Raw genomic sequence first — 25,137 nt, 5'->3', positions numbered from 1 at the left:
AAAACGGGGCTTTTCAAAGCTGTGCAGCGCCTAGGTTGGCTACCCACGCCCACCCTTCCTAAAACAGCCTTCAGAAACCGTTCACAAAGTTTTTTTAAAAATTTTTGACCTACCTCTTGCCTCGTATCATTCTTTTTGTACCTTTGCAGCCCCGAACAGCACATCGCTCTAGGGACCTTGTCCGATGGTGTAACCGGCAACACGCTTGATTTTGATTCAAGAAAGTCCAGGTTCGAGCCCTGGTCGGACAACCTAGGCACACAATAGTGCCGCTGAATAACCCGAAAACGGCCTCCGCTCAGATTGAGCGGAGGCCGTTTTCGGGTTATTGGCATTTTGGCGTTTACCCCGGTGAGTTATTCCGCCAAGATTATTCTGCAAAAACCGGCCAAGCAGAATGGCACCTACCTGCGGCGCTTGCAACCAATTACCAACCGGGTGCTCTACCCTATCAGGCTCAACAGCAGCTGGTGGCCCTAACTCTTCGACGACGCTACCGGCGTTTGCCCCACAAGAAGACGCGCGACATGCTGCCGCTCACTACGCGGGCCATCGGCTACCTAGGGGATGCCCGGCGCGAGAACGAACTGCCCGGCTTCTACAAATACACCGACCAATATTCTAATCGCCTACTTCAGCGCCTAGGTCTGACGCTGGGCTTACCTACGCACCTGCCCTACTACGTGGACCACGAGACCTTCGCCACCAACGTCGGGCGGGCCGGGGACAAGGCCGAGGTATTGCAGAAGCTGCCAGACCACGAAGACAGCAAGACCACGAGGAAATACGTGCACGTGGACGGCGACATGAAGCGGGCGGCGATTGCAGCGAGGAAGGCCCCGCGATTCACTACCTAGTGAGCAGCTAACGCCTTATCTCGCAGGGACAGACCCGCTATTTTTGATACGTCACCCATTTCATGCCTCATGCTCAAACACCTCGCGTTTGCTTTGCTGCTTACCACCAGCGCTGCATCTCCAGTCTTCGCCCAGGCTACCCCCGGCACGACCAACAGCCAGCCCAAACAGTTCTGCCGCCTGTATATATCGCTACGGGCGAGTTCTGACCGGGCACTATCAATTGCGATGGCGTATGGGCAGGAGTCTAAAAAGGCTCCCCTGGCAGACAGTCGCTTAGCGGAAGAGGCTACGAAGGTTGCCTCTTTTGACTCGGAGTCACAGGCTTTCAATTACCTAAGTAGTAAAGGGTGGGAGCTAATAGGCTATCAGTACCTAACTGGTGCTTACGTTGTGGCGCAGTTCCAGCGTTCGCTTGCTCACTAGCAGCAGCTTAGAAAGGGGCCGTCACTACCTATCGTAGCGACCGCCCTTTTATATGTTAATTAAGCTAAGCTTACTTAGTAGCAACGAGAGCTATTACTGCACTTGAGCGCGAGGTGGCAAATGCACGAGGATTGAAGAATTCAGGGCTGGTGCGTATGCTGATTCTCGCTGAGGCCCGGCGGTTGGGTATCCTAGGTACTACTGATATGATACAAAAAGTCCGGCCGGTTAGTCGAGCTTTCTTATATATCTCCTACCCTAACTAACTGTAATATGAAAATTAAAAACGTTCACCTACTGGGCTTCAAAAGGTTTACTAATTTGACTATTACGGACATTCCTGAAACTGTCCGGCTAGTTATGCTAGTTGGACCTAATGGCTCTGGCAAATCATCCGTTTTAGATGGGTTCAACAGCCTTGCTTCAGTAGTAGGTGGTATATACCGTCCTGCTTCTGGCTACTATGACAAAGCAGGCGTCATACAAAACTCTGATTATTGGGGCTTATTTGAACAGGGTAGAGTAACCGTCAATTTTCACGACGCAAACGACTTTGATTGGCGCTCCCCAACTAAAGAAGATGAGCGCAAATTCTATATTAGGACAGGTTATCGTTATGAAGCTGCATTTACAGTATCAACCTTGAGCAACAAAGGTCCTATGGAGGCAGACAAGTCAAGGCCGATACATTTAATGGCTTTAGATAGTCGCGTTGCAAATAATTATGAACGTTTGATAGCACAAACTATCAAGGATGTTTTTGCTCATGACGGTCATAATACTGAGACAGTGGACCAACTACGAGAGCGGATAGTTGGAAGAATAGGGGATTCATTCGCTAGAGTATTACCCGATGCAAAGCTGATTAGTCTCGGCAATCCATTGTCTAATGGTTCTTTCTACTTCGAAAAAGGCTCATCCAAAAACTGGGCATATCAGAATTTATCTGCTGGCGAAAAGGCAGCTTTTGATTTAGTCCTTGACTTTGTAATTAAATCCGAAGTATTTGATAATACCATCTATTGCATAGACGAGCCGGAAGTACATGTAAATACTAATATTCATTCGGCGCTACTAGCTGAATTATATAATACACTACCTGGCACATCACAATTGTGGGTTGCCACTCATTCGGCAGGTATGATGCGAAAAGCTAGAGAATTAGAGGAGAATAACCCAGGCACTGTTGCTTTCTTAGATTTTGGGGGACACGATTTTGACCAACCGGTGGTCCTCAAACCTGCTATCACAAACCGTCAATTTTGGCAACGTAATTTCTCAAATACAATAGGTGAGCTAGCGTCACTAGTCGCGCCTGCCCAAATTTTCTTTTGCGAAGGAGACCCTAATGGCAGAAAGAAAAAAGAGTTTGATGCACGCTGCTATACAGCAATTTTCGCAAATGAATATCCTGATACTGTTTTTCTTTCTGTGGGTAGTAGCAATGAAGTAAAAGACAAAGCTGCTTTGCTATCAGGTGTTTTTAGTCAATTTCTACCAAGCGTTAACACCACATTCATTGTGGACCGAGACGATTGCACAGAATCTGAACGTTTAGAAGTCATTGCTGAAGGAAATCGAATTCTTGCAAAAAGGCATCTTGAGGCTTATTTACTTGATGACGAGATTTTAGAAAAATTCTGCACTCATGAGGAAAAAGCAGGATTGTGGCCAAGCCTGCAGGCTGAGAAGCAGCGCTTTCTAGCAGAAAGTATTGCTCGTGGCAACCCTACCGATGATTGGAAATCAACAGCAGAGCATATACGTGTTGCTGCGAAACGCATATTAAGCGTCAACCAGATTGGACTAAATGCCGATGCCTTCATGCGGGAGCATTTAGTGCCTCGAGTAACACCTGAAACGATTGTCTATCGAGAACTCAGAAGAGAGATATTTCTCAAGTAGCAAGAAAAAGCCCCGACCTAGGTCGGGGCTTTTTCTTGCTACCACGCCACCTTTATTTCTACATTTTATACACCTTTTTTAGTAGCACTTTAAATACTCTCGCCTACACAGTTTCGACACTTAGGGCCCTAGGGTCGCTCAAACCAAGCGGATAAGACACTGCTGGCACGCCCACTGGCCCCAGCGTTTGGCCTGGGCCGCCTCCAGCATCTGCACCGGGTGCCCACAGCGCGTGAGCTGCGCGCAGGTGGGGCTACAATGGTAGAGCCGGGCATGGGCGCCCTGGCACACGTACACCGTATCAGTGAGGGGCGCGGGGCGAGCCAGCCGCCGCGGTCGCGCAGTGGCGGCTAGGTCCGGGAACGGCGGCAGGATGGTAACGCCAAGCACAAAGCCGAGCAGCAGGCAACAAGAGAGTAGAAAGTGCTTCACGGCTACCAATATAGGCAGCGCCGCAAGCTGGCACAACTTTGTTGTACTAGGTTTAGCAACAAGGCGCTAGACGCAAAAAGCCCCGGCCGTTCATCGGTCGGGGCTTTCGTTTTATTTAACGCGACAATAGCAATACATCACTAGCAATCACTCATTACTAATAGGTCTTTTTAGCCAAGGGGCACCAACCGGCTTTTACTATCATTGCCCCGGCGGCGACCGGGCCCCACAAAGCACATAAAGTCAGGTTCTCCGAGCGCCCTAGCTCGTGCTGGCTCCGAGCAGGGCGCCTAGCAGGCTTGCCTTTAAGCGGGCGACTCGTTTCTTGTCTAGTGCATGATACCGAATAGCTAGCTGGTATGGCTCTAGGATACCGTTCTAAACAGAAGAGCATTTTGAACCCCATTAGTAGGTTGAGTGCCACCTAGGGCTGCGTTAGGGTAGCCGGGGCCGCTGCGGGCTTGCGCAGGTCTAAGTTGTGAAAGTAAAAAAGGCGGATAGTGTGCTGATTGCGGTAGCTATCGCCAGTGGGTAGCTGCTGAAACAGATACATGTAGCCCGCTTGCACCTGTGCCTGCTTACTCACCTGGTAGACCAAGCCCGCAAATAGCCGGTTCTGGTCGAAGTAGTTGTAGCGCACTCGCTCCCCAAAATTGACCATCACTTCGTCGTTGAGCAAGAACTGTAGCCCACCGGGCTCAAACGCCTTGCGGATGAGGGGCAGAAACAAGGCCGTATTGAAACGAGTCCGGTAGTTGAAGTCAAAGCTCGAGCCTAGTTCGTCGGTGCCGACCACCTGCTGGCGGAACCGCTCCTCCAAGCGTACCCATTGCATAAGGCGGGCCTTAGGAAACTTGGTAAACCACTGCACTTGCTGCCAGGGCCGGTGCTCAGGCTGGCCCACGGTGCGCGCCCCATCGGGGTAGAGGTAGGCATACGCGTAGCCGCCGGTCAAGCGCACCTCGTCGGTCAGGTAATAGGTTACCCCAGCGCGGGCCACGGTCTGAAATAGCTCGTGCACGTACTGGTCGTGCAGGCGCAGGTGGCCTTCTGCCCAGAGGCCCCAGTGGTCGGAAAAGCGAGTTTGGTTGAATACGCCTAGCCACGTCTGGCGCTCTTGCACCAGTTGCTTTTGCGCATAAGTAGGCGTGGCAACGAGTAGGCTTGCGAGCAGCAGGCAGCTGCCCCAGTAGCCTAAGGAGTGGAAATAGCGATAAACGCGGGGCCGCGCAGCGCTACTAGCGCGTTGGGCGAAGGTAGAGGTAGCGAAATGCATTAGTTAACAATCCCGCGCTAGGCACACGCGAAACTGACGGCAATGCTAGGAGCTGCGCCAACGAGAAAATAGAACGAATTTTCTCGTTGGTATAATCTTTACCTGCGCGGCGGCTTCTTGCGGTACGCCGCGGGGCTTTGTCCCGTGTGCTGCTTGAAGATGCGCGTAAAATGGCTCTGGTCTGAAAAGCCCGTGAGGTAGGCAATTTCCCCCATCGAGTACGTCGTGGTAGCCAGTAGGTGCAATGCCTTGTCGATACGCAGCTTGCGGATATACTCGCCAAACGAGAGGTTGTCGAAGTAGCGGGCAAACTCGCGCGAGAGGTACGTAGGATTGACTTGCAGCGCATCGGCGGCCTGGGTCAGGCGCAAGCTCAGGTTAGTATCGAGGTGGTCCTGAATCAGCTCGCGTAGCTGCGTGGCCCAGGCCGGGGGTGGAGCGTTCTGGTCTTGAGTGCGCTGGAGGTAGGCCGTATATACCTGCACGAGCAGTTGCTCTTCGGGTTGCTGCGTATGGGGCTGGCCTTGCAGCTGCTGCGCCCAGGTGTAGAGGGCGTCATACAGCACCCGGCCTTGCTGCAGTAATTGCTGGTCATCTTGAATGTTCTGCGCTAACCCTGCTGAAATAGCCCACAAGCCAGCGGCTTGCGCGGCCAGCGCGTGGTTGTCGGTATCCGCTCCGCGCACAATCGGGGCCAGCGCATGTAGGGCGGGGTCGGTGAGGTTATACTTCTTCAGAAAATAATCGAAGGTGCATGCCGCCCCATAGTGCGAAAACTCCACGCCGGCTACATCAAAAGGGATGGCACCGAGCTGTTGGGCAATAGGCAGTACCTGCTCAGCTGGGACGTAGAGAATTTGAGCTGCGGGGTCTATAAAGCGCAAAATGAGCCAAGGGCAGGCTAGGCGGTCAATCTTGGGCCGCTCACGTGTAATCCATTGCATAAGGTCATACTAACTTAGTCGCAATAGGCTCACCCTGCTACTCCACAAAACAGGTCTTTTGTGGCTTACTGAGAATACTACCCCGCCAGCAGGCCCCAAAACGCAGGTTTTGGGGGCCTTTTTTACCATTCTTGTATAGACTAGGTACAGGGTGCATTCCTGACGGCGCATTATCGAAGTTTCATTCTCGTTGTAATCCTTCCTATCCTTGCCAAAGCTCCCTAACCTGACTCCCTTTACCAGTAGTCTAAGATGGGACCTCTTCTGCTTCGTTTATGCGCCTGCCTGAGCTTGTTTTCTTGCAAAAAAGAGAACCCAGAAGACGTTTTTATTCGGGTTCGCAAGGCCAGTCAATACGTGCTTGAAAATATCGCTCGCCGCGGGCATACCTAGGCCCCCCGCCAGTGGTACCCACCCCAACCAGAAGGTTATAGCTGCTTCAGTAGCCCTAGCCGACGTGTTAATTTTTGGCAGTTGTGCATTTATTCCACCGCAATTCCTTAAACCTATCGCAACTTTGCAGGCGCAAACCACTGCCGTCAGGTAGTCCTGCCTAGTTTCGACCGTATGAGTAAGCAGCCGCCGCAGCCCTTAGCTTCCGGAATGCCCGACCCTAGTAGTTGGGCACGCACGGAGTACCCGGCGGGCAGGCTGCCGCAACGGACTTGCTTTACACCTTGGGAAATGTTGTGGCAGCAATGCCTCGCTACGACTACCCTACCCTGCGATTTTTACAAAGGCGCTGGCTTCTCCCCTTCGGGAGTAAGCCGGCGCCTTTCGCTTTTTACCCCGGCGCGGCAAGCCACTACTCGCCGTACCGGCTTCCGGCTGTTCTTCAACATTTATTACGGCAAGCTGCCACTTGCCCTACACATCGATGGAACCCATTGTTAAGATATTTGCCGGCACTGCTTCGCAGGAGCTGGGCCACCACATTGCTAAATGTTACGGGCAGCCGCTGGGCGACCTCACCGTGCAGCGCTTTGCGGATAATGAGCTAGGCCCTAGCTTCAACGAGAGTGTGCGCGGCTGCGAGGTGTTCCTCATCCAGAGCACTTTTCCGCCCTCCGAACATCTCATGGAGCTGATGCTGATGGTGGACGCCTGCAAACGGGCCTCGGCCCACAAGGTCAACATCGTGATGCCTTACATGGGTTATGCCCGCCAAGACCGCAAAGACAAGCCCCGCGTGAGCATTGGGGCCAAGGTGGTGGCAAACATCATCCAGAGCGTAGGCACTGACCGCCTCATGGCCTGCGACCTGCACGCTGGTCAGATTCAGGGCTTCTTCGATATTCCGGTAGACCACCTCGACGGGGCCACTGTCACGGCGCCCTACATCAAGTCCTTGAACCTCGAAAACCTGATTTTCGCTTCGCCCGACGTGGGCGGCGTGGTGCGGACGCGCGCTTACGCCAAGAAATTCGGCGCCGAAATTGTGGTCTGCGACAAAATGCGCCTGCGGGCCAATGAAATCGCCTCGATGCAAGTAATCGGTGACGTAAAGGGTATGGACGTCGTATTTGTGGATGATATGGTGGACACGGCCGGTACCATTTGCAAAGCCGCCGACCTCGTGATGGAGCGTGGGGCCCGCTCGGTGCGCGCCGTCATCACGCACCCGCTGCTGAGCGGCCCGGCGCACGAGCGCATTCGTGCCTCTTCGCTCACGGAGCTGATTACGACCGACACAATTCCACAGCGCGAGGCGAATGACAAGATTCGGGTGATTTCGGTGGCGCCGCTGTTTGCGGCTGCTATTCGCAATGTCGTAACGCACGACAGCATTAGCTCGCTGTTTATTTAACTAGCGCACAGCCTTGCTTTTGCCGCCCCAAAGCTGTACCTTTGCGGCCCGTTTCGGCAAGGGTTGCCGGGCGGCTAATTCATTCCAAACCAACTTCTTTTATGAAAAGCCTGGAGATTGTAGGGTTTAAAAGAGCGAATCTCGGCAAGACGGACGCCAAGGCACTGCGCCTAGATGCCCAAGTGCCTTGCGTACTATACGGTGGTGCCGAAGCAGTGCACTTCTCGGTGCCCGCTATCCTGTTCCGCGAATTGCTGTACACCCCCGAGGCCCACATCGTGGACCTGAACGTGGAAGGCACGCACTACCGCGCCATCGTGCAGGATGCTCAGTTCCACCCCGTCAACGAAATGCTGCTGCACGTTGATTTCCTGGAGCTGCAGGAAGGCAAAGAAGTGAAAATGGATATCCCCGTGAAATACGTAGGCGTATCGCCGGGCGTACTCGCTGGTGGCAAGCTGGCCAGCAAGCTGCGTAAGCTGAAGGTGAAGGCTACGGCCGAAAACCTGCCCGACTACGTAGAAGTTGACATCAGCACCCTAGAGCTCGGTAAGTCGGTGAAAGTAGGCGCGGTGCAAACCAACAACTACACTATCCTCACCAACGCCCAGGCTCCCATCGCCACTGTCACCATCCCGCGTGCACTGAAAGGCGAAATGGCCGCTAACCGTTAATCGCAGATTATAACGGGCTAAACGGATTTCGCAGCTACACTTGCCTATGGCAGGCTGACTAGCTGGCTGATTTCGGTTTCATCCGTTGTTTTGCAAAGAAAAAGGCTGCTTTATAAAGCAGCCTTTTTCTTTTGGCTTTAGTGGTGGCCTTACCTACTATATCTTACATCAACTACCCGGAGAAAGCAGCTAGCTTGCCTAGTCAGCCTGCCGCGGCGGGCGTAGCTGCGAAATCCGTTTAATCAATTAGAATCTGTGGTCTTTTTGGTTCTTGCCCTAGGCAACATCGGCCCTGAGTATGCCGACACGCGCCATAACATTGGCTTTATGGTTGCCGATTACTTGGCTGAAAAATTTGGGGCGCCGCGCTTCGCCCTAGGTCGCCACGCGTTCACTACCGAGTTTAAGAGCAAAGGCCACACCTATGTGCTGGTAAAGCCTACTACGTTCATGAATCTCAGTGGCAAGGCAGCGCAGCATTGGCTAAGTGCACTCAAGATTCCGGTCGATAATATGGTAGTCGTGACCGACGACCTAGCCTTGCCCTTTGGCAAACTGCGCCTGAAAGGCCAAGGCTCGGCAGGCGGACACAATGGTTTGAAAGACATCCAAGCCACCCTAGGCACCGATAAATACGCCCGACTACGCTTTGGGGTCGATGCTAATTTCTCGAAAGGACGCCAAGTTGACTACGTACTCGACCCCTTTTCGGCCGACGAGCAAATTGACTTGCCGCTACGCATTGAGAAGGCCGGCGAGGCGGTGCTGGCTTTCGGCGCGATGGGTCTAGAGCGAGCAATGAACGTGGTGAATGTCAAATAAAAAAAGGTTAGTCCGTGAACGCAAAAAACGGCTGTCATGCTTCGCAAGCGAAGCATGACAGCCGTTTTCAATGGGCTATCTATGGTTGCTATAAGATGCTGCTACCGTTGCGCACGGCGGCACCAGGCTGCATCAGGGCCAAGCTGCCATCGGCGTTTTCGGCCAGCAACAGCATGCCTTGGCTTTGAATACCTTTTATTTCACGGGGCGCCAAATTCAACAGTACCATCGCCTGCTGCCCAATTAGTGCTTCCGGAATAAACGACTCGGCGATGCCGCTCACAATGGTGCGCTGGTCGAGGCCCGTATCAATGGTCAGCTTGAGTAGCTTCTTGGTTTTGGCTACTTTCTCGGCGGCGATAATGGTACCCACACGCAGGTCCATCTTGCCAAACTCCTCAAAGCTTACGTTCTCTTTTGCCGCCGTGACGGGTGCGTTAGCTAGTGCGTTGGCTTGTTTGGTATCGAGGAGTTTCTGCACCTGGGCATTCACCACCGCGTCGTCGATTTTAGCGAATAGCAACGCCGGTTCCTGCAGCTGGTGGCCAGCGGGCAACTGCTCGGCGCGGGTCGCGCTCTGCCAATCCCCAGGCTGGAAGTTCAACATTTTTGCCAACTTCTCGGCCGATTCAGGTAGGAAAGGCGTGAGCAACGGCACTAGCGCGGCGGCCACTTGCAGGGCCACGTGCAGTACAGTGCCGGTGCGCGCCGCATCGGTTTTGATGAGCTTCCAGGGCTCGGTTTCGGCCAGGTACTTATTGCCGACGCGGGCTAGGTTCATCACTTCGGCCAGCGCGTCGCGAAAGCGGTAGTTTTCGATTAGCTCTCCTACCCGCGTCGGAAACTCATCTACTTGTCGGAAAACCTCTTCGTCAATCTCGATTAGCTCGCCGCGCTCAGGCACCTTGCCTTCGAAGAACTTCTGCGTGAGCACGGCGGCACGGTTCACAAAGTTGCCTAGGGTAGCAACCAGCTCGTTGTTGTTACGCGCCTGAAAGTCTTTCCAGGTGAAGTCGTTGTCCTTGGTTTCGGGCGCATTGGCGCAGAGCACGTAGCGCAGCACGTCGGCTTGGCCAGGGAAATCTTGCAAATACTCGTGCAGCCACACCGCCCAGTTGCGCGAGGTGCTGATTTTGTCGCCTTCTAGGTTCAAAAATTCATTGGCGGGCACGTTATCTGGCAGAATATAATCGCCGTGCGCTTGCAGCATTACCGGGAAAATAATGCAGTGGAATACGATATTATCCTTGCCGATGAAGTGCACCAGCTTGGTACCGGGGTCCTGCCAGTATTTCTGCCACTCGTCGGGGAAGCCTTCCTTGGTGGCCGAGATGTAGCCAATGGGCGCATCAAACCACACGTACAGCACCTTGCCTTCGGCGCCGGGCACTGGCACGGGCACGCCCCAATCGAGGTCGCGGGTTACGGCGCGGGGGTGCAGGCCCTGGTCAATCCACGATTTGCACTGGCCGTACACGTTGGTTTTCCAATCGTTTTTGTGGCCCTCGATTATCCATTCGCGCAGCCAGGGCTCGTATTGGTCGAGGGGTAGAAACCAGTGCTTGGTGTCGCGCAACACAGGCGTGTTGCCGCTCAGCATCGAGCGCGGATTAATTAGCTCCGTAGGGCTGAGCGACGTGCCACAACGCTCGCACTGGTCACCATAGGCATTTTCGTTGCCGCAATTGGGGCAGGTACCTACCACGTAGCGGTCGGCCAAGAATTGGCCGGCTTGCTCATCGTAGAGTTGCTGCGTGGTTTGCTCAATGAATTTGCCTTCCTCGTACAGCTTCTTAAAAAATTCACTCGAAACCTCGGCGTGAGTCTTGGAAGACGTGCGCGAATACACGTCGAACGACACGTTGAACTCGCGGAAGGAATCGCCAATAATCTTGTGGTATTTATCGACAATTTGCTGTGGCGTAACGCCTTCTTTCTGAGCTCGAATAGTAATGGGAACTCCGTGCTCGTCGGAGCCGCAGATAAATTTTACGTCACGGTTTTGGGCGCGTAAGTACCGCACGTAGATGTCGGCCGGTAAGTAAACACCGGCTAGGTGGCCGATATGCACCGGGCCATTGGCATAAGGCAGGGCCGCGGTAACCGTATAGCGTTCTGGCAATGAGTTCATTGTAAACAACTGTAGTACTTCTTGAGCGAAGCGCCGTATTACTTAGTGCGCAGTTTAATTAGCACTGCTGACGATAATTAAGTATACTCGCTGCGAAAATTATTTCAAGTAAAAAACCACCTAGGGCGAAGAGCGTAGCAGCTAACAACTTAACCACCGGCGCCGTTTGCAAATCAACTATTTGCATGGGGCGTGGGGTGTCAATTTGAGTCAACTTTCACCGCGTTTATTTTCCCATTTCACCTTTACCCATGGCAAAAAAAACTAACTCCGAAGCTGCTGACGCAGTAGCCTCTCCCAAGCGCACACCGCAGGAAAAAGCCCAGCGCAAGGCCGACAAGGCCAGCCGCCGCGCCAGCCAAACCATTACCGATAGCCGGACCGAGAAGAAGGCTAACCAGAAAGAGACGCTTAAAGCGGCGGCCAAGCAGCTGCAGAAAGAACTAGATGCGCGCATGAGTGAAATGGTCGCTCGCATCCGCAAAGAAACAAAGGCCAAGCTGAAAGAGGTAGTGAAGGAAGCCACGCGCCGCCTCGACGTGGACACCGAGCGCATGTTTGAGCAAGCTTTGCACACCATAGTGCGGCACTACGACTCCGTGGCGCCGGGCCGCAGCACCGACCTTAGCTTCCCCGCCCCCAGCACCAATGATGCTGGCGCAGCAGAGCCAACCGATAGCAAAGCCCCCAAAAGCAGCACTAAGAAGGCAACCGCCACGAGCAAAACTGCCCCCGAGCCCAAAGAAGTACCGGCTGCCAACAAACGCAGCCGCCCCGCCGCTACTGCGGCCACTCGCAAGCCGGCCGCTAGCGCCGCCCCTGCTGCCAGCACTAGCCGCAGTTCCGGCCGCTCCAAGCGCGCTGCCGCCGATACCGTAGTGGCAGAAGGCGCTTCCGACCTCAGCACGCCAACCGCCACGGCTAACGATGGCGTGGCCATAGACAACGTATAGTCTAAGTTCTAGGCCGGTATAAATCAATGCTGGCCATCTAGGCGCTCGGCTCCGCAGTGGGAAATCTAAGCGCCTAGGTAGCCAGCATTGGTTTGTTTAGGCACTAAGGCCGGCGCAGGGTGTCGGCAATAGACTGGTCGATGCGCCGCAGGCGCGTTTCGGGCGTCGTGAGGTTGGCATCGTTGGTGTTCATCGTTTCGGGGCGCTTGGTACGGTTGATGTCCGATGCCTCCTCACCCAGGCGCATCACGTTGGGTGTAGCATCAGGCACGGGTGCACCAGCTCGGCTAACGGTGCCGTTCGACTGGTAAATGGCGCGGCGGTCAGCGTCCGAGTTTACTTCAGTCGGGATGCTGCGAGGCGCGGCATTTTCGGCGGTTTGCTCGGTGGCAGTGCAACTTGCTAATAGCGCGGGCCCAGCTAGCCAAGCCAAGCGTAGATAAGAACGGAATAACATGATTATCAACAAAGAAGGCGACCCTATGTGGGCCGCCTTCTTTAAACGCAACTCGAAGCGCCGAGTTGGACTTATTTCTTCTCAAACAGCATGGCGTCGGAGTCCATACAGTAGCGCTGGCCGGTAGGCTTGGGGCCATCGTCGAAGATGTGACCTAGGTGGCCGCCACACTTGGCGCACACAATTTCGTCGCGGCTCATGCCAAAGCTTTTATCGGACTTCACTTTTACGCTGGCATCGGTGGCCGGGGCGTAGAAACTAGGCCAGCCGGTACCTGATTCAAACTTGGTGGCCGACGAGAATAGTAGATTGTGGTCGGCAGCGCAGTAATAGCTACCGGCGGCGTGGTTATCAAAATACTTATTGTGAAATGGCGGCTCAGTGCCTTCCTGGCGCAGGATGTAGTACTGCGCAGGCGTCAGCAGCTTCTTCCACTCGGCATCCGATTTTACTACCGAAAACTCGCCGGGCTTGCCTGTCACGGGCTGTGGCTGCGGGTATTTGGCCGTGGTAACAGTGGCTCCTTTGGGGCCGGTGGGCACTGCCGCTACGGTTTTAGACTGGTCGGTGTGGGTTTGCGAGCAAGCTGGTGTGAAGGCGAGCGAGCTTAGCAGCAACGAAAGCAAAGAGAGGCGCATAGCTAATAAGGTGGTAATTGACTAGCTAACAAACGCGAAAACTAAGTCGTTCGGATGTAGCGCTGCGCTTACCGAAAATAGAAAAATCGGAATTTTATACACTCAAAAACTGTCTGTATTATAGCCAGGTAATAACTAGATAATTATGCGGATGCAGGATTTGTGCCTGAGAATCCGTACCTTTGCGGCCGCAAAAACTTACGTATGACTCAGAACATTCGGAATATCGCCATCATTGCCCACGTTGACCACGGCAAGACGACATTGGTGGATAAGATTATCCACGCTTCTAAGATTTTCGACGCTCACCAGCAGTTCGACGACCTTATCCTCGACAACAACGACCTAGAGCGCGAGCGCGGCATCACCATCGTTTCTAAAAACGTATCGGTGCGCTACAACGGCGTAAAAATCAACATCATCGACACTCCTGGTCACGCCGACTTCGGCGGCGAGGTAGAGCGCGTGTTGAAGATGGCCGACGGTGTACTGCTGCTCGTGGACGCCTTTGAGGGCGCCATGCCTCAGACCCGCTTCGTGCTAGGCAAGGCCCTTGGCCTCGGCCTAAAGCCTATCGTGGTAGTGAACAAAGTAGACAAGGAAAACTGCCGCCCCGACGAGGTACACGAGCAGGTTTTCGACCTCATGTTCAACCTAGGTGCCAACGAAGACCAGCTTGATTTCGTGACCCTATACGGCTCGAGCAAGCAAGGCTGGATGAGCACCGACTGGAAAGTAAAAACCGACAACATCATTCCGCTGCTCGACGCGGTGATTGAGTCGATTCCGCCAGCGCCCATAAACGAGGGCACGCCCCAGATGCAGATTACCTCGCTCGACTACTCGTCGTTCGTGGGTCGTATCGCCATCGGTCGCGTACACCGCGGCACCTTGAAAGAGGGCGCTAACATGAGCCTGATGAAGGCTGATGGCAGCGTCAAGAAAGTAAAAATCCGCGAGTTACACGTGTTTGAAGGCCTCGGCCGCAACAAGGTAGAATCGGTAAGCAGCGGCGAAATTTGTGCCGTATCGGGCATCGAAGGCTTCGACATCGGTGACACGCTGGCCGACGCCGATAACCCGGAAGCTCTTGAGCGCATCAGCATCGACGAGCCGACGATGAATATGCTGTTCACCATCAACAACTCGCCGTTCTTTGGTAAGGAAGGTAAGTTTGTGACCTCGCGTCACTTGCGTGACCGCCTGTTCAAGGAAACCGAGAAAAACCTGGCCCTGCGCGTGCAAACGACCGATAAGGAAGACACCTTCCTCGTATTTGGTCGCGGCATTCTGCACTTGTCGGTACTCATCGAAACGATGCGCCGCGAGGGCTACGAGCTGCAAGTGGGCCAGCCCCAGGTGCTGTTCAAGGAAGATGACAACGGCAACCGCCTTGAGCCTGTAGAGCTGCTGGTAGTTGATGTGCCGGAAGAAACCGCTGGTAAGGTTATCGAGCTAGTGAGCATGCGCAAAGGCGAAATGACCATCATGGAGCCGAAGGGTGACTTGCAGCACTTGGAGTTCAGCATTCCGTCGCGTGGCCTCATTGGCCTGCGTAACAACGTGCTAACTGCCACCGCTGGTGAGGCCATCATGAACCACCGCTTTGCCAGCTACGAGCCGCACAAAGGCCCAATTCCGGGCCGCATCTCGGGCTCGCTGATTTCGCTCGAAACCGGCCCCGGCACCGCCTACACCATCGACAAGATGCAGGACCGCGGTTCGTTCTTCGTGGACCCAGGCGAGGAAGTGTACGCTGGTCAGGTTATCGGTGAGCATACCCGCCCCAACGACTTGACTATCAACATTCAGAAAGGCAAGAAGCTGACCAACATGCGTGCTTCGGGCTCGGATGAAAACGCCAAAATCGTTCCGAAGCGTCAGTTCTCGCTGGAAGAGGCTATGGAATACATCCAGAAGGATGAGTACCTGGAAGTAACGCCGAAGTCGGTACGTATGCGCAAGATTCTGCTTGACGAAAACGAGCGCCTACGCTACGCCAAGTCGGCTGACTAACCGCAGATTTCGCGGATTAAATAAGTTTCGCGAATCCGCCTGCTATGCAGGCTGACTTCGCGAGAGATAAAGCAAGGCTGCTCTCGGGCAGCCTTTCTTTATTTTACAGCATTACTAGTTATTTACTCTTATGGATTCTTTGACTGCCTTCATTCAGCTTTTTAGCCTCGCGGACGCGGACGCTACCCAACGATTAACCCAGCGGCTGACCTTAGTGCTACAAGACCCTGCTGCGTACCAAGCTGAGTATGCCGAGGAGTTGGCTGAGCGAGGCATCGAAACCAAGCTACCCGCGCAGGAACTGCGCGACGTAGCCCTGATTGATGCGCTGCTGAGTGAGGAATTGCTGTGGGAAGCTGATTGGAAAGACTCAGTGGATGACCTCACCTATGGCCTCAACGAGACTCTAACGCAGCAAGGCCGCACCGAGCGACTTGCAGAGCCTTCGTTCGCTCGCCGCGCTATTACTGGCCCCGAAGCGCTCGATGCTTTACAAGATGCGTTGGAGCCCCTAGGGCTAGCCTTGGTGCTACTGACGCTGGATAGCGACTCGCATGCGCTGAGCGTGGTAGCCGACGAGCAAACCGAACAAACGCGCCAGCTCGCCAAAGAACTGGGGTTTGGAATTACAGTCTACTAACTGCTGCTTCGGCGTCAGGAAGTGCTGACGCCGGAGCTACAGTTAGTCTCTCAATAGCCTTTCTATTGCTGGATGGCTTGCGCCTTACCTAGGCGAAAGGCCGCCAGCAGAAAGTAAAGCGCCCCAAAAGCGGAATAACCAGCCAGATTTAGAATGCCTATGGTAGGCGAATGGGCCATAGCAATGAAGGACACCCCCGCGATAACTGATTGCCCACCGCTCAGTATCATCGGCCATTGGCCGCCGAGGGTGCGCCGCCGACCTAGGCCAAGCGTGAGCTGAATGAGGCCGGTGATGATGGCCCAGGTCCCAAAAACGAGAAGTACGGTGGGCACATTCTGCTTGAGGGCAACGCCCACGGCAACTGTGGTGAGGACACCAATGACAATGTTGACGTACTGCGGCAGCTTGGAGGACGTGCCCCGACTGGCTTGGATATCAAAGAAGGTAGCAGCTACATCCCAAGCTGGATAAAGCAGTAATAGGAAGCCGGTGATGGTGGGCGACGATTTAACAAAAACAAGTAGCAGGCTTACCCAAATAAGGGAAAACGCGGCGCGCACGAAATACAGCGTGCGCAAGGCATGCGCATTAGTTGCCACGCGAAAAGGATTGGTGGAGGCTTGCATGAGAAGGGGATTTGTGCAGTGATTGATGATAGCACAAAGGTCCCGGCGCGTGCTAAGCCACTTTTTTACCTAGGTTAAAAAGCATTCGGCTTGCTAGAAATAGTGCCGGTTGACTTTCAAGCCCTTCGCTGGTTATAGCCACGTTGTGGCCCTCTCCTCAGTTGTCTATGCTACCCAATTCTGCTCATTCGCTACTTGCCCAAAACCTGCAAGCGTTTGCTGGTCTCTCCGAAGACGATTTGCGCCTCGCCGAGGGAGCCTGGACGCTGCGTAGCATTGCGAAAAACGAATTTTTCAATTTCCGGAATTCGGTGTGCCGACACGTTGGCTTTATCGTGAGCGGGCTTTTTCGGGTTTATTACGTAGACCCAGTTACTTCCGAAGAGCATAACATGGCCTTCATACCAGAAAGGCTATTTCTGACCTCACTCAAGAGCCTGCTCACCGGCGAGGTCTGCCCCTACTACATTGCCGCCCTAGAAGATGCGGAGCTGCTAGTGATTACGACCGACCAGCTGCACCGCCTCTATGGGCTCTCGCATGGCTGGGAGCGGTTTGGACGGCGGCTGGCCGAGCAGTATTTAGTTTTCCAGCAAAGCAAGGCTGAGGGTTTATTATTTCAGTCGGCCGAACAGCGGTATCTCACGCTGCTTGAGCAGCTTCCGGGCGTTACCAACCGAGTATCGCTAGGACACATTGCGTCTTATCTGGGCATTAAAGGGCCGTCGCTCAGCCGTATTCGGGCGCAGCTAGGTAAGAGCTCGGACGTTTGATTTAGTTTCCGCTAGCGTATTACCCGCGCTGGCGCACGGCCTCAAAAGTGAGCACAGCGGCGGCCACGCTCACGTTGAGCGAGTCGAGCACGCCGCGCATAGGGATGATAACGGTTTCATCGCAGGCCTGGCGGGTAGCGGGCGTGAGGCCGTCGGCCTCGGTGCCGAGCACCAGCGCCGTGGGGCCGCTGAAGTTGGTGGCAGTGTAGCTCTTAGCGTCGTCGGCGAGGGCTGCGGCAAAGGTGCGGATGCTTTTTTCGCGCAAGAAAGCTAAGATTTCAACCATCGGCGCAGCCACGGTGGGCACCGTAAAAATGCCCCCTAGGCTAGCCCGGATGACGTTGGGGTTATAGAGGTCGGTGCGCGGGTCGCCGACCAGCACGGCGTGGGCGGGCGCGGCGTCGGCAGTGCGCAGGATGGCCCCTAGGTTGCCGGGCTTCTCCACGGCTTCGAGTACAAGCACCAGCGGGTTTTCGGGTAGCACTAAGTCGGCTAGGGTGCGGCGGGGGGTGCGCAGCAAGGCCAGCACGCCATCGGAGCGCTCGCGCACAGCTAGCTTGGCAAAGACAGCTGCACTCACGGGTAGGTACTCGTAGGGCCGTGGCACGAGGCGGGCGGGCTCGGCGAGTTGCTGGCTCAGGTCCGGGCCGGCTAGCTCTTCGCACACAAACAGCGTGGCTACCTGCCAGCCAGCTTGGCGGGCATTGGTTAGCTCGCGGTAGCCTTCTACTAAGGTTATGCCCTGGCGGCGGCGCTCGGCGGCTTTGTCTTGCAGGCGCAGTACTTCCTTGATGCGTGGATTGTGCAGGCTGGTGATGCGGTCGGGCTGAGCGGGGCGGGCGGCGTACATAGGACGAAGGTAGGCAAAGAGAAAATAGCACAGTGGGAAAATGCTACTTTCACTTTTCGGTGTTTCTACCTTCGTGCCGGCAAGTACCCCGGTAAGCGTTGCAACGGGCATCATGCGCGTGCTGCTTACTTCTTTTCCTTTTCTACTCGCTTCAACCGCTTGGCGCTCCGACTCAATACTAAGATTTTACTAGGATTCGCCATCGCCTTGTCGGCGCTGGTGGCCACGTCCATTATGGCGTTTGTCACCATCCGGCAGCTGAGTCACTACACCTCCCTGGTCGACCACTCATACCAAGTACTGCAGCAAACCGATGATGTCCGCCTGGCCATTCGCGACGCGCAGACCGGTATGCGGGGCTACCTACTGGTGGGTGACCCCTATTACCTCGACCTTTACCAACGCAACGCTCTACTGATGCAGCGTAAGGCCGTCACCTTACAACGGCTGGTGGCCGACGGACGCTTGCAGCATGCGCGGGCCGATACCTTGCGCCAACTTATCGAAGGACAAGAAGAAGAGCTAGAGCTATTTAAGACCTATAATCCCTCGCCCGAAGCTGCCCAAGCGTTGCTGCTGCGCGAGCAGCAGCCGCTGCGCGTTTTCAAGGGCGTGGTGCTGCGCCTGCGCCAGTACGAAGAGCGCCTGCTGCGGGTGCGCAACCAGCGGCAGCAGTTGTTTCAGTGGTTAGCGCCGCTAGCTATCGTAGTGTCGGCGGTGCTGGCTATCATCATTGTACTATGGCTATTTCGCCGTATTTCTGGCGAGCTCCGAGCCAACGAACACTTGCGCCTAGAACTCACGCGAGTGAACTTGGACACAGCGCGGCGCATCAAGGGCATCGAGCACCTGGCCCGGCAGGTAGTGCAGGGCGACTACAAAGTGAAGATTGTTGACAGTGGCCAAGACCGGCTTGGCTCGCTGGCCACGCTGCTCAACCAGATGACGCAGGCCTTGGACGATGCTTTTAGCACCCTAGAAAAGCGAAACCAAGAGCTTGACCAATTTGCCTACGTGGCCTCGCACGACTTGAAAGCTCCCCTACGCGGCCTCTCTACCATTGTGCGGTGGATAGAAGACGAGCAGGCCGCCGACCTCTCGCCCGCCCTGCTCACGTATCTCGACCAGATGAAGGGCCGCCTAGGTCGCCTCGACGACCTCATCAATGGCCTGCTGGCCTATGCTCGCGCCAGCCGCACCGAGGCCCCGGCCGAAGAAGTGAACGTGGCCCAGCTGACCCGCGATGTAGCCGACTTGGTAGTGCCGCCCGATTTTGCCCTGGAGCTGGCGCCGGGCCTGCCCACCTTCCAAACCGACCGCCTAGGCTTGCAGCAAGTCTTTACCAACCTGTTCAGCAACGCCGTGAAGTACCACGGCCCTGGCGGCACTGGGCGGCTGCGCGTGAGCTGCCAAGACATTGGCCGCCACTACGAATTTCGGGTGCAGGACAATGGCCCTGGCATAGCGCCCGAGCATCACCAAAAGATTTTTTTGCTCTTCCAGACCCTGCGCGACCGCCACACTGCCGAAAGCACTGGCATTGGCCTGAGCATCGTCAAGCGCCTTATCGACGACCGCAAGGGCAGTATCCACGTCGAATCGGACCTAGGGCAGGGCGCCACCTTTATTTTTACTTGGCCCAAAGGGCCGGCGCTCGTAAAAATCAAGTAACTTCAACTAGTTTATAACCTGATTAACCACGCGCTATTGCAAGCGCAGCGTTGCGCTTACTTTATAAGTAGTTTTCTATTCCTGTCCACTCATCGGTCCCTCACACCTACCTTTTTACTTTGTCGCTATGCGTTCAGTTCTGTTAGTTGAAGACGATATTTTTGACACGATGACGGCGCAAAAGACCTTTGCCAAGTTCAGCGTACCGCACCAGCTGCATACCGCTTTCAACGGTGAGGAGGCGCTGGATATGCTGCTGGGCCGCGCCGGGGTTCCGCCTCTTGAGCCCTTGCCCGAGCTCATCTTGCTCGACCTGAACATGCCGCGCATGAATGGGCTAGAATTCTTGGCCGAAATACGGGCCACGCCTACGCTGTGCGATATTCCGGTGTACGTTACCACCACTTCGGACATGGCCCACGAGCGCACTGCCGCCGCCGAGCTCGCTGTGAGCGGCTACATCCTAAAGCCCTTCGATATGGAGTCAGGCCATGACTTGGTGGATAGCCTGAGTCTGCTCGAAAAATTATTGAAATAGGCAGCTTAGCGGCAACCCAACGCAGGCACTTTTGCCCTAGGTGCATTCGTTGGCAGCTTAGCTGGTTGCCATTAACCAGTTTAGTAGTTATTTGCTGCATGAAATCCGCGTTTCTCACCGCGCTGGCCCTAGGGGTGGGCGCCATCAGCTTGTCGGCTTCGGCCCAAGATGCTCCTCGCCAGCTCGGTGGTGCGCCGGTGATGCCTACGCCGGCTGTCCGGCCGGCCGCCCCAGCGCCTCAACAGCTAGAAGCAGTGCCGGCGCCCGCGGTACCAGCTCCAGCCGCTGCTGCCACGGGGGCCGACTCTACCCGCCAGGCGGCTCCGGTGGTGAGTGCCCCCACCCCACCGCCTGCCGCTCCCACCCCGCCGCAGTCGCAATCAAACAGCCCTTTTGGCCGGCCTTACGAGATGGCGGGCTCTACCCGCCCTAACCGCTACCAAGTGGGCCTCAAAAATGGCCAGGTGTATAGTGTGTACGATGTCGAAGTGAAGTCGCCACTCTTTGGGCACTCGCACTTGCTACTGGATGGCCAGAAGCGGATAGACCTAGCCGATGTAGGCTTTTATGAAGACCAGAGCGGCCACTACGTACGCACCACGCTGCCCCGCTCAAACCGCGAAACGACACTACGCCGCGAGAAAACCGGTCGTATCAGCTTGTATGCCACTTATAACACGTCGTATGCCTCTTCGCCTTATGGCATGGGCATGGGCTACGGTGGCTTTGGCTATGGCGGCATGGGCGGCTACCCATTTGGGGGTTACCCCTACGGCGGCTACCGCACTACTAAGACGGAGTATTTCTCGAAGGACAATGGCCCGGTGCAGAATCTTAACCTGCGCAACCTCGCCGTGGCCACGGCCGACAACCCCGGCGCGCAAGCCCTGCTGAACAATGCCCGCCGCTACCGGCAATCAATCATCGCGGCCTACGTAGCGGGCGGCGGCCTGCTTGTAGCAGGCTTGGTGCAATCGGTGCGGCCCAATAACCCCGGCATCTCGCCGCTATTCTACGCCGCCATTCCGGTGCTCATCGTGCCGCTCATCTTCCAAAGCAAGCAAGCTGCCGCTCAGCGGCAAGCCATTGCCTTGTATAATAGCGGGCAACGCTAAGACGAAGTAGCCTTTCCTTAGAAGGTACTGCGAACCCCACGGCCCGGTTTGCAGTACCTTTTTTCATGCCCACTCGCCGCGCTGCCCCAGCCCTCCCCTCCGCCGATTTTGACGCGCTCCAAGCCAAGGCGTTGCTGGCCCACCAACGGCTGTGTGCTGAGTATGGAGCCCCCTTTCTGTTTTTCAGCACCAAGGACCCGCTGAGCGAGTTGATTAGCGCCTTGCTCTCGCACCGCACCAAAAATGCCGACTCGCACCGCGCTTACCAGCAGCTGCGCGCCACCTACCCTACCTGGGAAGAAGTGCGCGACGCCCCCACCCTCGACGTGCAGCGCGCCCTGAGCGCCTGCACTTGGCCCGAGCAAAAGGCGCCCCGCATTCAGGAAGTACTGCGCGAAATCAGCCGCCGCTGTGGCGACGAAAACTTACCGCCGTGCTCGCTCGACTTTCTGGCCGAGCGGCCCATCCCCGAGGCGCGGGCTTGGCTGGAAAGCATTAGCGGCGTAGGACCTAAGACCAGTGCAGCCACGCTGCTATTTAGCTGCTTGCGCCTGCCGGCCATGCCTGTCGACAGTCACCACCACCGGGTAGCCCAGCGCCTAGGCCTCATCGGGCCGAAGGTGGGCGAAGGCCCGGCACACGCGCTACTCGCAGCCCTGCTGCCACCCGACTGGACAGCCCAACAGGTATACGACCACCACGAAGCGCTGATGTACCACGGCCAGAAGTGCTGCTACTTTCACAACCCCGCCTGCGAGCGCTGCGTGATGCTGGACGTGTGCCCGCATGGGCAAGCCGTGATGAGCAAAAAGCCACAAGCCTAGGCAACTTTGCTCGCCGGTATAGCCTACTAAATTGTGCGTCTTATTTCTTCATGACCCTGCACTTGCACGCCAAGCCTAATGCCCGCCAGAACCAGCTGCTGCCCGGCCCCGACGGGCGCTGGACAGTGCGCCTAGCAGCCCCACCGCAAGATGGCAAAGCCAACGCAGTGCTATTGGCCTTTATGGCCGAGGTATTTGGCGTAGCGAAAAGCAGCGTGCAGCTGCTCAGCGGCCACACGGCACCATTTAAAAAACTTGAGATAAGTGGCCTAAGCGAAGAAGCCGGAGCAGCCATCTTAGCCCAATATCGCATCTAGGTGAGCGGAATCGAAGGGTAGCGGCCGTACTTTCGCAGGCAGCTATTGACTTCCTTTTTATGCCCGACGCTACGCTACAACCGCTGCTCGACGCCCTCAAATTTTCGCCTGACAACCTGCCGCTGCGCTTGCATGTGGGCGGCCTGCTGCGCCAAGCTGGCCAGCACCCGCAAGCCGAGGAGCTATACCGCGAAGGGCTGCGCCACCACCCTACCGACCCTGGCTTGCAACTGGGCCTAGCCGAAGCCTACTTAGCGCTGAGTAAAGTATCGGCCGCCTTCGTGGTAGTGGAGGAAGTACTGGCCAACCACGACGACCTAGGGCCGGCGCATTTGCTGCATGCCCGCCTCCTGCACGCTACTCAGCAGCCAGAGGCCGCCCGCGATGCCTACGCCCAGGCTCTGCGCCTCGATGTTGGCCTAGCCGACCCTACACTGGCGCAAGAGCTGCAAGCCAGTGCCCCGCGCCGGGTGCCCGCCAGCGGACCTAACAACCCCAACGAGCCTAAGAACTTTGACCAGGCCAGTATCCTAGGACTTGAAAAGCCACGCATCAACTTTGCTGAAGTGGGCGGCATGGAAGCGGTGAAAGACGAGATACGGCTGAAAATTATTCACCCGCTGCACTTTCCTGACCTCTACAAAGCCTACGGTAAGGCCAGCGGCGGCGGGCTGCTGCTATACGGCCCACCCGGCTGCGGCAAAACCTACCTGGCCCGCGCCACGGCAGGCGAGGTGCAGGCCAGCTTTCTGAGCGTAGGCATTGCTGAAATCCTGGATATGTGGCTCGGCAATAGCGAGAAAAACCTACACCAGCTATTTGAGCTGGCACGGGCGCAGGCGCCGTGTGTACTGTTTTTTGACGAGGTAGACGCCCTAGCCGCCAACCGCCACGACCTGCGCCAGAGCGCTGGTCGCACCGTCATCAATCAGTTTTTGGAAGAGCTCGATGGCGTGTCGGCGTCCAACGAGGGCGTGCTCATCATGGCCGCTACTAATGCCCCCTGGCACCTAGACCCCGCTTTTCGGCGCCCCGGCCGCTTCGACAAGATAGTGCTCGTGACGCCGCCCGACGAGGCCGCCCGCGCCAGCATTCTAGAGATATTGCTCAAGGGTAAGCCCTTGGCCCCGAGCGTGAACCCTGCCGCCGTAGCTGCCCGCACCGCTGGCCTCAGCGGGGCCGACCTCAAGGCGGTAGTGGATGGCGCCGTAGACACACGCCTGCGCGAGTCGATGCGCGCCGGCCGGCCTTTGCCCATCGAGCAGAGCGACTTGCTGGGCGCTACGCAACAGGTAAAGCCCAGCACCAAAGAGTGGTTTGCCACAGCCCGCAACTATGCGCTGTATTCAAACGAGGGCGGCCTCTACGACGACATTCTGACGTACCTAGGCGTGAAAAAGCCAGACGGCAAGTAGCACTGTGGCGGCATCAGCATCTTCTTCGGCCCCGACTCGCGATGCGGACTATGCCTGGCAACTGTTGCGCCTGCGCCAGCCGTCCGCGGCGCTGGAGCTAACGGCTCAGCTATTGGCAACTGACCCGTCCGATTTAGCTGCCTTGCTGGCGCGCGTTGCCGCGCTACGGCAATTAGCTCGCTTGGCCGAGGCGGCCGAAACTGCTCATGCCGCCGTGGCACAGGCGCCCCACTCTGCCCAGGCGTTTGCCGCGCTGGCGCAGGTACGCGGGCAGCAAGGCCAGCTCGACAAAGCCACTAAGGCCATCAGCGAAGCTTTGCGCCTCGACCCACTCGATGCCAGCTACCATGGCCTGCTAGCTCAGCTATACTACTTACAGCACCAGCCCGCTGCTGCCGTGGCTAGTGCCGAGGCAGGCCTGCGCGTGCACGCCCGCCACCCCGACTGCCTGCTGTGGCGAGCCGTAGCTGCTGATAAGCTAGAGTACGCCGCTGCTGATGATACCGACTTTGACTTGCTGCTGCGCCTGGCTCCTACTAGCGCCTTGGTGCACACGTGGCGCGGCCGCTTGCTGCTGCGCCGCTATGAGCCCCACGCCGCCAATACCCACCTCAGCGAGGCCCTGCGCCTGGCGCCTACCACCAGCGCCGAGCTAGTGCCTCTGCTGCGCCAGGCGCGCCGCCGCCAGCACTGGCCCAAGTGGCTGCTGCACTTGCATCGGCAGCGGCGCCGGCGCCTAGAGCGCGGGGCACCGTATAGCTGGCAGGGGCTCGTGGCCGCGCTCACTACGCCGCTGTACTGGGGGGTAGCTTGGTGGCGCACCCGGCACGACCCACTGCAACGCCCCCTGCCTGGCGAGCGCCGCGCTAAGGCTCGTCAAATCTTGCTTATTAGCCTACTAGGCGCCATAATATTTGGGTTCACGTACTGCGCTATTGCCTTTGAGCTACCGCCTTATGTGCTCATTGTGCCGGTTGTGGCATTCATAAAAGCATTGGCTAATAAACGCCCGGCGCGCTAACCTAGG

25 protein-coding genes and 1 tRNA gene are annotated in these 25,137 nt (G+C 56.3%); 18 read left to right on the top strand and 8 right to left on the bottom strand.

Going from position 1 to position 25,137, the window contains the following annotated elements:
• Positions 1-178 precede the first annotated feature (178 nt).
• The 4 genes from FNT36_RS21455 (at position 179) to FNT36_RS21445 (ending at position 3,188) form a co-directional block, all read left to right on the top strand.
• Positions 179-251, top strand: a tRNA-Gln gene (locus FNT36_RS21455).
• A gap of 100 nt (positions 252-351) precedes the next feature.
• The gene (locus tag FNT36_RS25865; RefSeq protein WP_262712189.1) at positions 352-480 is read left to right on the top strand and encodes a hypothetical protein; all 129 of its coding nucleotides are present in this window, start codon (positions 352-354) and stop codon (positions 478-480) included.
• A 23-nt stretch (positions 481-503) separates the two neighbouring features.
• The gene (locus tag FNT36_RS21450; RefSeq protein WP_144851974.1) at positions 504-857 is read left to right on the top strand and encodes a site-specific integrase; all 354 of its coding nucleotides are present in this window, start codon (positions 504-506) and stop codon (positions 855-857) included.
• Between the two features lie 699 nt (positions 858-1,556).
• A complete protein-coding gene (locus FNT36_RS21445; protein WP_144851971.1) occupies positions 1,557-3,188 on the top strand; it encodes an AAA family ATPase in 1,632 nt (543 codons plus the stop codon).
• Positions 3,189-3,326: 138 nt separating this feature from the next.
• Here the strand turns inward: FNT36_RS21445 and FNT36_RS21440 are convergent, their stop codons facing one another.
• The 3 genes from FNT36_RS21440 to FNT36_RS21430 form a co-directional block, all read right to left on the bottom strand.
• The gene (locus FNT36_RS21440; protein WP_144851969.1) at positions 3,327-3,620 is read right to left on the bottom strand and encodes a hypothetical protein; all 294 of its coding nucleotides are present in this window, start codon (positions 3,618-3,620) and stop codon (positions 3,327-3,329) included.
• A 424-nt stretch (positions 3,621-4,044) separates the two neighbouring features.
• The gene (locus FNT36_RS21435; protein ID WP_144851967.1) at positions 4,045-4,896 is read right to left on the bottom strand and encodes a DUF2490 domain-containing protein; all 852 of its coding nucleotides are present in this window, start codon (positions 4,894-4,896) and stop codon (positions 4,045-4,047) included.
• A gap of 98 nt (positions 4,897-4,994) precedes the next feature.
• On the bottom strand, positions 4,995-5,840 hold the full coding sequence (locus FNT36_RS21430) for a chromate resistance protein ChrB domain-containing protein (protein ID WP_144851966.1): 846 nt from the start codon (positions 5,838-5,840) through the stop codon (positions 4,995-4,997).
• Positions 5,841-6,717: 877 nt separating this feature from the next.
• On the opposite strand from FNT36_RS21430, the gene FNT36_RS21425 reads away from it, so the two are divergent.
• From FNT36_RS21425 to pth, 3 genes are all read left to right on the top strand, one after another.
• A complete protein-coding gene (locus tag FNT36_RS21425; RefSeq protein WP_144851964.1) occupies positions 6,718-7,647 on the top strand; it encodes a ribose-phosphate pyrophosphokinase in 930 nt (309 codons plus the stop codon).
• A gap of 101 nt (positions 7,648-7,748) precedes the next feature.
• The gene (locus FNT36_RS21420) at positions 7,749-8,321 is read left to right on the top strand and encodes a 50S ribosomal protein L25/general stress protein Ctc (protein ID WP_144851962.1); all 573 of its coding nucleotides are present in this window, start codon (positions 7,749-7,751) and stop codon (positions 8,319-8,321) included.
• Between the two features lie 255 nt (positions 8,322-8,576).
• Positions 8,577-9,143 carry an aminoacyl-tRNA hydrolase gene (gene pth, locus FNT36_RS21415; RefSeq protein WP_144851960.1) on the top strand — a complete coding sequence of 189 codons (567 nt, stop codon included), beginning with the start codon at positions 8,577-8,579 and terminating at the stop codon, positions 9,141-9,143.
• A gap of 88 nt (positions 9,144-9,231) precedes the next feature.
• Here the strand turns inward: pth and metG are convergent, their stop codons facing one another.
• Positions 9,232-11,274 carry a methionine--tRNA ligase gene (gene metG, locus FNT36_RS21410; protein WP_144851958.1) on the bottom strand — a complete coding sequence of 681 codons (2,043 nt, stop codon included), beginning with the start codon at positions 11,272-11,274 and terminating at the stop codon, positions 9,232-9,234.
• Positions 11,275-11,525: 251 nt separating this feature from the next.
• Between metG and FNT36_RS21405 the strand changes: the two genes are divergently transcribed.
• Positions 11,526-12,227 (top strand): hypothetical protein, encoded by a 702-nt coding sequence (locus tag FNT36_RS21405; RefSeq protein ID WP_144851956.1) that lies wholly within the window; start codon positions 11,526-11,528, stop codon positions 12,225-12,227.
• Between the two features lie 103 nt (positions 12,228-12,330).
• Here FNT36_RS21405 and FNT36_RS21400 read toward each other — a convergent pair whose 3' ends face one another.
• Both FNT36_RS21400 and msrB read right to left on the bottom strand, forming a co-directional pair.
• Positions 12,331-12,684: a hypothetical protein gene (locus FNT36_RS21400; protein WP_144851954.1), complete on the bottom strand. Its 354-nt coding sequence runs from the start codon at positions 12,682-12,684 to the stop codon at positions 12,331-12,333.
• 71 nt (positions 12,685-12,755) lie between these two features.
• Positions 12,756-13,322, bottom strand: a complete 567-nt coding sequence (gene msrB, locus FNT36_RS21395; RefSeq protein ID WP_144851951.1) for a peptide-methionine (R)-S-oxide reductase MsrB — start codon at positions 13,320-13,322, stop codon at positions 12,756-12,758.
• Positions 13,323-13,526: 204 nt separating this feature from the next.
• On the opposite strand from msrB, the gene typA reads away from it, so the two are divergent.
• A complete protein-coding gene (typA, locus tag FNT36_RS21390; RefSeq protein ID WP_144851949.1) occupies positions 13,527-15,338 on the top strand; it encodes a translational GTPase TypA in 1,812 nt (603 codons plus the stop codon).
• Positions 15,339-15,468: 130 nt separating this feature from the next.
• A complete protein-coding gene (locus tag FNT36_RS21385; RefSeq protein ID WP_144851947.1) occupies positions 15,469-15,978 on the top strand; it encodes a DUF6630 family protein in 510 nt (169 codons plus the stop codon).
• Positions 15,979-16,040: 62 nt separating this feature from the next.
• Here FNT36_RS21385 and FNT36_RS21380 read toward each other — a convergent pair whose 3' ends face one another.
• Positions 16,041-16,607 (bottom strand): hypothetical protein, encoded by a 567-nt coding sequence (locus FNT36_RS21380; protein ID WP_233636129.1) that lies wholly within the window; start codon positions 16,605-16,607, stop codon positions 16,041-16,043.
• A gap of 167 nt (positions 16,608-16,774) precedes the next feature.
• Between FNT36_RS21380 and FNT36_RS21375 the strand changes: the two genes are divergently transcribed.
• Positions 16,775-17,380, top strand: coding sequence for a Crp/Fnr family transcriptional regulator (locus FNT36_RS21375; RefSeq protein WP_144851945.1), 606 nt, complete (start codon positions 16,775-16,777; stop codon positions 17,378-17,380).
• Positions 17,381-17,399: 19 nt separating this feature from the next.
• On the opposite strand, the gene FNT36_RS21370 is transcribed toward FNT36_RS21375, so the two are convergent.
• Positions 17,400-18,230, bottom strand: a complete 831-nt coding sequence (locus FNT36_RS21370; RefSeq protein ID WP_144851943.1) for a TrmH family RNA methyltransferase — start codon at positions 18,228-18,230, stop codon at positions 17,400-17,402.
• A 159-nt stretch (positions 18,231-18,389) separates the two neighbouring features.
• On the opposite strand from FNT36_RS21370, the gene FNT36_RS21365 reads away from it, so the two are divergent.
• The 7 genes from FNT36_RS21365 to FNT36_RS21335 all read left to right on the top strand — a co-directional run bounded on the left by FNT36_RS21365 (position 18,390) and on the right by FNT36_RS21335 (position 25,131).
• On the top strand, positions 18,390-19,901 hold the full coding sequence (locus tag FNT36_RS21365; protein ID WP_144851942.1) for a sensor histidine kinase: 1,512 nt from the start codon (positions 18,390-18,392) through the stop codon (positions 19,899-19,901).
• Between the two features lie 127 nt (positions 19,902-20,028).
• Positions 20,029-20,439: a response regulator gene (locus tag FNT36_RS21360; protein WP_144851940.1), complete on the top strand. Its 411-nt coding sequence runs from the start codon at positions 20,029-20,031 to the stop codon at positions 20,437-20,439.
• Positions 20,440-20,537: 98 nt separating this feature from the next.
• On the top strand, positions 20,538-21,554 hold the full coding sequence (locus FNT36_RS25695) for a hypothetical protein (protein WP_233636128.1): 1,017 nt from the start codon (positions 20,538-20,540) through the stop codon (positions 21,552-21,554).
• Between the two features lie 65 nt (positions 21,555-21,619).
• Positions 21,620-22,378 carry an endonuclease III domain-containing protein gene (locus FNT36_RS21350; RefSeq protein WP_144851938.1) on the top strand — a complete coding sequence of 253 codons (759 nt, stop codon included), beginning with the start codon at positions 21,620-21,622 and terminating at the stop codon, positions 22,376-22,378.
• A gap of 50 nt (positions 22,379-22,428) precedes the next feature.
• Positions 22,429-22,695 (top strand): DUF167 domain-containing protein, encoded by a 267-nt coding sequence (locus FNT36_RS21345; RefSeq protein WP_144851936.1) that lies wholly within the window; start codon positions 22,429-22,431, stop codon positions 22,693-22,695.
• A gap of 59 nt (positions 22,696-22,754) precedes the next feature.
• A complete protein-coding gene (locus FNT36_RS21340) occupies positions 22,755-24,110 on the top strand; it encodes an ATP-binding protein (protein ID WP_144851934.1) in 1,356 nt (451 codons plus the stop codon).
• Between the two features lie 4 nt (positions 24,111-24,114).
• Positions 24,115-25,131, top strand: coding sequence for a tetratricopeptide repeat protein (locus tag FNT36_RS21335; protein WP_144851932.1), 1,017 nt, complete (start codon positions 24,115-24,117; stop codon positions 25,129-25,131).
• The last annotated feature ends 6 nt before the right edge of the window (positions 25,132-25,137 follow it).

The sequence above is a fragment of the Hymenobacter setariae genome, from assembly GCF_007713685.1.
GTDB lineage: Bacteria > Bacteroidota > Bacteroidia > Cytophagales > Hymenobacteraceae > Hymenobacter > Hymenobacter setariae.
The sequence above is the reverse complement of the archived record's forward strand: the minus strand, read 5'-3'. Positions and strand labels throughout refer to the sequence as shown.